Source organism: Spirosoma luteum DSM 19990 (assembly GCF_000374065.1).
GTDB classification, from domain to species: domain Bacteria; phylum Bacteroidota; class Bacteroidia; order Cytophagales; family Spirosomataceae; genus Spirosoma; species Spirosoma luteum.
The window spans coordinates 1058691-1065137 of the sequence record NZ_KB893245.1; the positions used below are offsets into that span (position 1 = coordinate 1058691).

The 6447-nt window shown below is 52.5% G+C and carries 5 protein-coding genes and 1 pseudogene; 2 read left to right on the forward strand and 4 right to left on the reverse strand.

Translation table 11 applies throughout. From position 1 onward, the window contains the following. Nucleotides 1-10: 10 nt before the first annotated feature. Nucleotides 11-1087 (forward strand): Ig-like domain-containing domain, encoded by a 1077-nt coding sequence (locus B156_RS0104510; RefSeq protein WP_157626901.1) that lies wholly within the window; start codon nucleotides 11-13, stop codon nucleotides 1085-1087. 153 nt (nucleotides 1088-1240) lie between these two features. Then, on the forward strand, nucleotides 1241-2296 hold the full coding sequence (fbp, locus tag B156_RS0104515) for a class 1 fructose-bisphosphatase (protein WP_018618453.1): 1056 nt from the start codon (nucleotides 1241-1243) through the stop codon (nucleotides 2294-2296). Here fbp and B156_RS0104520 read toward each other — a convergent pair. From B156_RS0104520 to B156_RS31895, 4 genes and pseudogenes are all read right to left on the reverse strand, one after another. Then, complete coding sequence (locus tag B156_RS0104520; protein WP_018618454.1) at nucleotides 2289-3392, reverse strand: vWA domain-containing protein; 1104 nt, start codon at nucleotides 3390-3392, stop codon at nucleotides 2289-2291. The genes fbp and B156_RS0104520 overlap by 8 nt on opposite strands. Before the next feature lie 126 nt (nucleotides 3393-3518). Beyond that, nucleotides 3519-4457 carry an aspartate carbamoyltransferase catalytic subunit gene (locus B156_RS0104525; RefSeq protein ID WP_026260598.1) on the reverse strand — a complete coding sequence of 313 codons (939 nt, stop codon included), beginning with the start codon at nucleotides 4455-4457 and terminating at the stop codon, nucleotides 3519-3521. Between the two features lie 86 nt (nucleotides 4458-4543). Further along, the gene (locus tag B156_RS0104530; protein ID WP_040584974.1) at nucleotides 4544-5974 is read right to left on the reverse strand and encodes an arylsulfatase; all 1431 of its coding nucleotides are present in this window, start codon (nucleotides 5972-5974) and stop codon (nucleotides 4544-4546) included. A gap of 290 nt (nucleotides 5975-6264) precedes the next feature. Beyond that, a pseudogene (locus tag B156_RS31895) lies at nucleotides 6265-6447 on the reverse strand (IS1182 family transposase); the annotation flags it as partial.

Here is a 6447-nt window from a genome sequence, read left to right on the forward strand (position 1 = left end):
CGGGTACGTTTTGATCAGGTTATGCATTGGGTGTAACCTGATTTTTTTTGTTTCCTGTCAACAAGCAACCGACGATGCAGGAATCCGGATCCGATGGGCGGATAAACGGGCCACCGGACTGCTCATACCCCGACAATTCGCCCCGGCTGTTTCTACTGATTCCCTGAGTCAACAGCTGATTGTTCGACTGGCGGGTAACGAGACGACCATGTTGGGGCAGTTTCAACTGGTTGATGATAACATTCTCTTTGAGCCCCTTATTCCCCTTACGCGTGGTTTACACTACACCGTCTGGGTACGCGATAAGCGCCTGGGGGAAATCATTATACCCGGCCTGAACGCCGACGACAAACCAACGCTACTGGCCATCTATCCCACGCAGGACTCGCTACCCGAAAACCTGCTGAAAATCTACATGCATTTTTCGAGACCCATGCGGGAAGGGCAGTCGCCGAAGTACGTAGCTGTCTTGAAAAACAGAACCGATACGCTGCCCGGCGTATTTCTTGATCTACAACCGGAGCTCTGGAATGCTGACCGAACGCTGCTCACGCTCTGGCTGGACCCCGGCCGTATCAAACGCGATTTGCAGCCAAACAAACAACTGGGAACACCCCTGCAAACGGGCGTTTCCTATCAGGTCGTCGTTTCGGCCAATTGGCCCGATGCGCAGGGAGCCACGCTGGGCCGGGGAACGACAAAAGCGTTTGTGACAGTTCCGCGCGACAGCCTTTCTCCCGACCCTCATCAGTGGGCTATTCAACCACCGAAACAGGGGAGCATAGACCCCTTGAAGATTACCTTTGGCGAACCACTGGATTATAGTCTGCTTACCGAAACGTTACACATTATTGACGAAGAGGGGAGGACTCTTGCGGGAAAATGGCAGCCCGTCAATGAAGAAAGGAGCGGTGTGTTCGACCCAGCGATGCCGTGGAAGGCCGGGCCGTACCGCCTGAAAATAGAGAGTCGGCTGGAGGATTTAGCCGGTAATAACCTGAATCGCCCATTTGATCGGGATATAACCCGTAAAAACACGTCTCCTACAACCCGTCCCTTCGTTGACATTCTATTCCGTGTAAAATAAGATTGTCCCATTCCATAACCCGATTTTCATCGCTGGAAGGGTATCCACCAGCGGCTGCTTACTCTCTCTTCAAGAGTAACAGTTAATTTATCGCATGTGATAAATTAACTGTTTTACACCCTGCTCGCTCTCTTACCCTTCATACGTTTGATTATGGATACTACACCAGTTGATCCGACCCACCCCCATCCGCTAGCTTTACCCGTTGGCACTACCCTCGATCGGTATATCATGCATCGGCAACACGCCTTTGCTTTTGCCACCGGCGAATTGTCGCAGTTGTTGCGGGATATTGCCCTGGCCGGTAAAATAGTACACCGGGAGGTAAATCGGGCGGGGCTCATCGACCTGACCGGAGGGATGGGGCAGCAGAACGTGCAGGGCGAAAATCAGCAGAAGCTGGACGTAATTGCCGATATCAGGTTCCGGCGGGCACTGACCAACGGGGGCGAAGTATGCGCCCTTATTTCGGAGGAAGAAGAAGAGATGATTCTGACCGGCAATAACAAGGGTAAATACGTGGTAGCCATTGACCCGCTGGATGGGTCGTCGAACATTGACGTAAACGTATCCATCGGTACTATTTTCTCTATTTACCGTCGGGTAAGTCCTATCGGCAGTGAGCCGACAATCGAGGACTTTTTGCAGGGAGGACACGAACAGGTAGCAGCCGGGTACATTTTATACGGTTCGTCGACCATGCTGGTGTATACCACTGGCCACAGCGTGAACGGCTTTACCTACGATGCATCACTGGGTGAATTTATTCTTTCCCACGCCGACATCAAGACACCGCACAATGGGGCTATATATTCCTGTAATGACGGAAATCTTGATTCATACGATGAAGCGGTAAAAACCTACCTGACATCGTGCCGGAAGCGGCAGTTTTCTGCCCGGTATATTGGGTCACTGGTGGCCGATTTTCACCGGAATCTGCTGAAAGGAGGCATTTATCTGTATCCACCCACACCGGCCAGTCCGAATGGTAAACTTCGGTTGCTGTATGAGTGCTATCCCCTGGCTTTCATAGCCGAGCGGGCCGGGTGCCGGGCGGTTAACGATACCGAGTCAATTCTAAATATCCAGCCCATCGATGTCCACCAGCGCTCGCCCCTGTACATCGGTGCCCCTGCTATGGTGGACGAGTTAATGAGTCTGGTAAATCCCAAACAAGTCAGTAAACGGGTATCAAAGGCGGCTATTTGATGTTTTTCCGACGGTTACGCTGGAAATCCTCAAACATCATATTGCCCAGGCCCTGTAAGCCACTGTAATAAGCCCGGCCGTTGTTCACCTTGGTGAACTCCTGCACAAACTGCTTCAAATAAGGGTCGGAGGCAATCATGAACGTAGTGATGGGGATATCCAGCCGACGGGCCTGTGCGGCCAGCGTCAAGGTTTTGCTCACCACTTTCCGGTCAAGCCCGAAGGAGTTCTTGTAGTATTTAATCCCTTCTTTCAGGCAGGTCGGTTTGCCGTCGGTAATCATGAAAATCTGCTTGTTTTTGTTCTTCCGCCGACGCAGTAAATCCATCGCCAGTTCCAGCCCGGCAACGGTATTGGTGTGGTAGGGTCCCACTTCCAGATAGGGCAATTCTTTGGCCTGAATCTGCCAGGCATCATTCCCAAACACCACAATATCGAGCGTGTCTTTAGGATATTTCTGTTTAATCAGCTCCACCAGGGCCAGCGCCACTTTTTTGGCGGGTGTAATGCGGTCTTCGCCGTACAAAATCATCGAGTGGCTAATGTCGATCATAAGCACAGTGGATGTCTGGGTTTTCTGCTCCTTTTCCGTTACTTCCAGATCGCGCTCCATCAGCGTAAACTCTTCCACCCCACTATTTATCTGGGCGTTTTTGATGGATTCCGTCATGGAAATCTGTTCCAGTGAGTCGCCAAACTGGTAGGTGCGGAGGTCACTGCTCAACTCATCGCCAGTGCCGGTATAGGGCGTTTTGTGGTTGCCGCCCGACTTGGAGCGCTTGAGCTTGCCAAAGATCTCTTCCAGCGCCGACCGCCGGATGGTCTGCTCACTCTTGGCGGTCATGACCAGCTTACCTTCCTGATTTTCTTCGGTCAGGTAGCCTTTTTCTTTCAGGTCGTCGAAGAAGTTACCAATGCCGTATTTATCGTCCGTCAGGCCATATTGCCGGTCCAGCTGGCTCATCCAGGCCATAGCCTGTTCCACATCGCCAGAGGTAAGCAGGAGCAATTGCTGGAAGATATTAAGCAGTTTATCAAAGTTGCTGCCTTCCTTTTGTTCGGGCGGCACAAAGTCAGAAAATTGAAAGCCTTTCATATAAAGTTGTCAGTGAGTAAGTCAGTCGTGAGAGTATGCCAGAAGAACAGCGCGATTCGCGGATTTGTTCGCCTGGCAGGAGCCGTATGGTTTATCAAATATAACCAAAAAAGCAGCGTAATATGCTCACAACTGCGCCAGCAAATACAGCACCGCCATCCGGACGGCCACGCCGTTCTCGACCTGATCCAGGATGATACTATGAGCAGAATCGGCGGCATCGGAGGTGAGTTCAACGCCCCGGTTAATGGGGCCGGGGTGCATCAAAACGATAGGCCGGTCCAACTCGTCGAGCATTTGTTTTGAGATGCCGAAATACAAGGAGTACTCGCGCAGGGAGGGGAAATACTTGATTTGCTGGCGCTCCAGCTGGATGCGCAGTACGTTGGCAACGTCGCACCAGGCCAGCGCTGCCCGAACATCGTGACCCACCTTTACACCCAGGGATTCCATATGCTTTGGAATCAGGGTTTTAGGGCCGCAAACCATTACTTCCGCCCCTTGCTTTTGCAGGCAGAAGATATTGGATAGAGCCACCCGCGAATGCGTAATATCACCGATTATGGCTACCCGTTTCCCCGCTACATCGCCGAGTTTCTGACGGATAGAAAAGGAATCCAGCAATGCTTGTGTAGGGTGCTCGTGGGTGCCGTCGCCCGCGTTGACCACGTTGGCCTGTATGTGTTTGGTGAGGTAGTGCGAGGCACCGGGACTGCTGTGCCGCATCACCACCATGTCCACCTTCATGGCCAGGATGTTGTTGACGGTATCCAGCAGGGTTTCCCCTTTCTTGACCGAACTGCCCGACGCGGAAAAGTTGACCACATCGGCTGATAGTCGCTTTTCGGCCAGCTCAAACGAGAGCCGGGTACGGGTGGAGTTCTCGAAAAAGACGTTGGCAATGGTAATATCACGCAGCGAAGGCACCTTCTTGATCGGGCGATTGATGACCTCCTTAAACTGCCCGGCTGTATCTAGAATAAGCTGAATGTCGGACTCGGTCAGTTCTTTGATACCCACCAGATGGCGGACGCTGAGGGCAGTTCGATGGGTCGATTGGGCCATAGGAGCGATGCAACTGCTTGGGCAGTCTGATAAAATTGGGCAAAGATAGACCGCTGAACGATAATGTCACCAGCCAACAGACCAATTCAATCGTTTCTGAATGGAAACAGGGGCGATTCAACGTGCGATTCGTTCATTAACTGGCTAAGCTGGCGGGCCCGGTCGGGGTTTTGGGCCGCCACGTTATGGCTTTCCGACGGGTCTTTGACCAAGTCATATAACTCGACGGGGGCATCCGGGTTTTTGATGGCCTGTAACCGGACGGCTTTCCAGTTGCCCTGCCGCACGGCCTGCCTGCCGCCATTTTCGTGGAATTCCCAGTACAGGTAGTTATGCTGTTTCTGCGCGCCTTTGCCCGTCAGCGTGGGGAGGATGGAAAGCCCGTCGATGTGGTTGGGCGTTTTTGCTCCGGCCAGTTCGGTGAAGGTGGGCAGCAAATCCCAGAAAGCACCCACGTACGGGTTGCGGCTGCCTGCCTTGATAACCCCCGGCCAGCGGGCCACGAACGGCTCCCGAATGCCGCCTTCGTACAGGTCACGCTTTACTCCGCGCAGCCCACCCCCACTGTTGAAAAATTTGGGGTCGGCCCCGCCTTCCACATGGGGGCCGTTATCGCTGGTGAAAATGACGAGGGTGTTTTTGTCCAGTCCCTGCGCTTTCAGTTTGGCCATAAGCTGCCCCACGTATTGGTCAAGCCGGGCCACCATGGCGGCAAAAGTAGCCCGTGGATACGCCTGCGACGTATAGCCACCCGTTTTGGCGTTGGGACCGTAATCGGCTCCAGTGTAAGGAGTTTCGGCAAACTTGCCCTTGTAATATTGAAACAGACTGTCATTGGGCACCATCAGCTCGGCGTGGGGGAGCGTGTAGGGCAGGAATAGGAAAAAAGGCTTTCCAGACCCTTGGGCATCCAGAAAACTCAGGGCCTGTTGCTGAATCAGGTCGGCTGCGTAGTCGTGCGTTTTCTGTAGGTTTTCGTTGGCGGTCAGCGTCACTTTCTCGCTATTGTTCCAGAGGTGATTGGGGTAGTACCGGTGCGCTAGTGACTGGCAATTATATCCATAAAAACGGTCGAACCCCTGTTTGTTGGGGTCCCCCTCCGAGCCAACCGGCCCCAATCCCCATTTGCCGAAAGCCGCCGTGGTATACCCCGCCCGTTGCAACAGTTCGGCCACTGTGTTGACTGAATCAGCAATGGATTGCTGTCCTTCGGGCTCCACGCTTTTGTTGCCCCTGATAAACGTATGGCCCGTATGCTGCCCGGTCATCAGCGACGACCGCGACGGAGCGCACACCGACGTACCCGCATAAAACTGGGTAAACTGCATTCCTTCTTTCGCTAGCCGGTCGATGTTCGGCGTCCTGATCAGCTTCTGCCCGTTGAAACCAACATCGCCGTACCCCAGGTCATCGGCCAGAATAACCACAATGTTGGGTCGAGTGAAAGGAGCGATTTGAGTATGACCAGCGGTAAAAAACAGGAGAACACTTGAAAGACAGTAAAGAATCGTACGCATAGCGGTACACGAAGGTCTTACTACTAAAGTTACTCGGGATTTTTCTTTACTGTTTGAATGGATTAGCGGGCTAGTTGCTTTTTCAGGAAGCAGTGGAGTAGGCAGGAGCTTGATTTGTCCTAATACGTACTAACGTTTACATTATAACAAGCAGGAACAGAATGAACGCCTACGGGGCATTTTGTAAGGGTCTCTCAAAAAGAGCGTGGCTGTTGCACAACTCCGCTTTCTAGATCGATTTTCAGTGTCTGAATTGGCTAATAAGATTTTATACCATCGGTCTGCTCTTCTTAGTTGAGAAAAAGCACGCCAAAACCCGGAAAAGTGTCTTGAGAAGGTGATGACCATTCCACCTTTAGGGCTATGGCCTGGCTGAGAGTGAACTTGGTGGTGAACTTCATATACTTCTTCAGGTTGAAGGCAATAGCCGCCATCAGCATCACTTTGTGAGCTCCAGCTTTGCCCCGTACATT

Coding starts and splice junctions, on each gene's coding strand:
- B156_RS0104530 (WP_040584974.1), bottom strand. CDS start 5,974: ATGCGTACGATTCTTTACTGTCTTTCAAGTGTTCTCCTGTTTTTTACC.
- fbp (WP_018618453.1), top strand. CDS start 1,241: ATGGATACTACACCAGTTGATCCGACCCACCCCCATCCGCTAGCTTTA.
- B156_RS0104525 (WP_026260598.1), bottom strand. CDS start 4,457: ATGGCCCAATCGACCCATCGAACTGCCCTCAGCGTCCGCCATCTGGTG.
- B156_RS0104520 (WP_018618454.1), bottom strand. CDS start 3,392: ATGAAAGGCTTTCAATTTTCTGACTTTGTGCCGCCCGAACAAAAGGAA.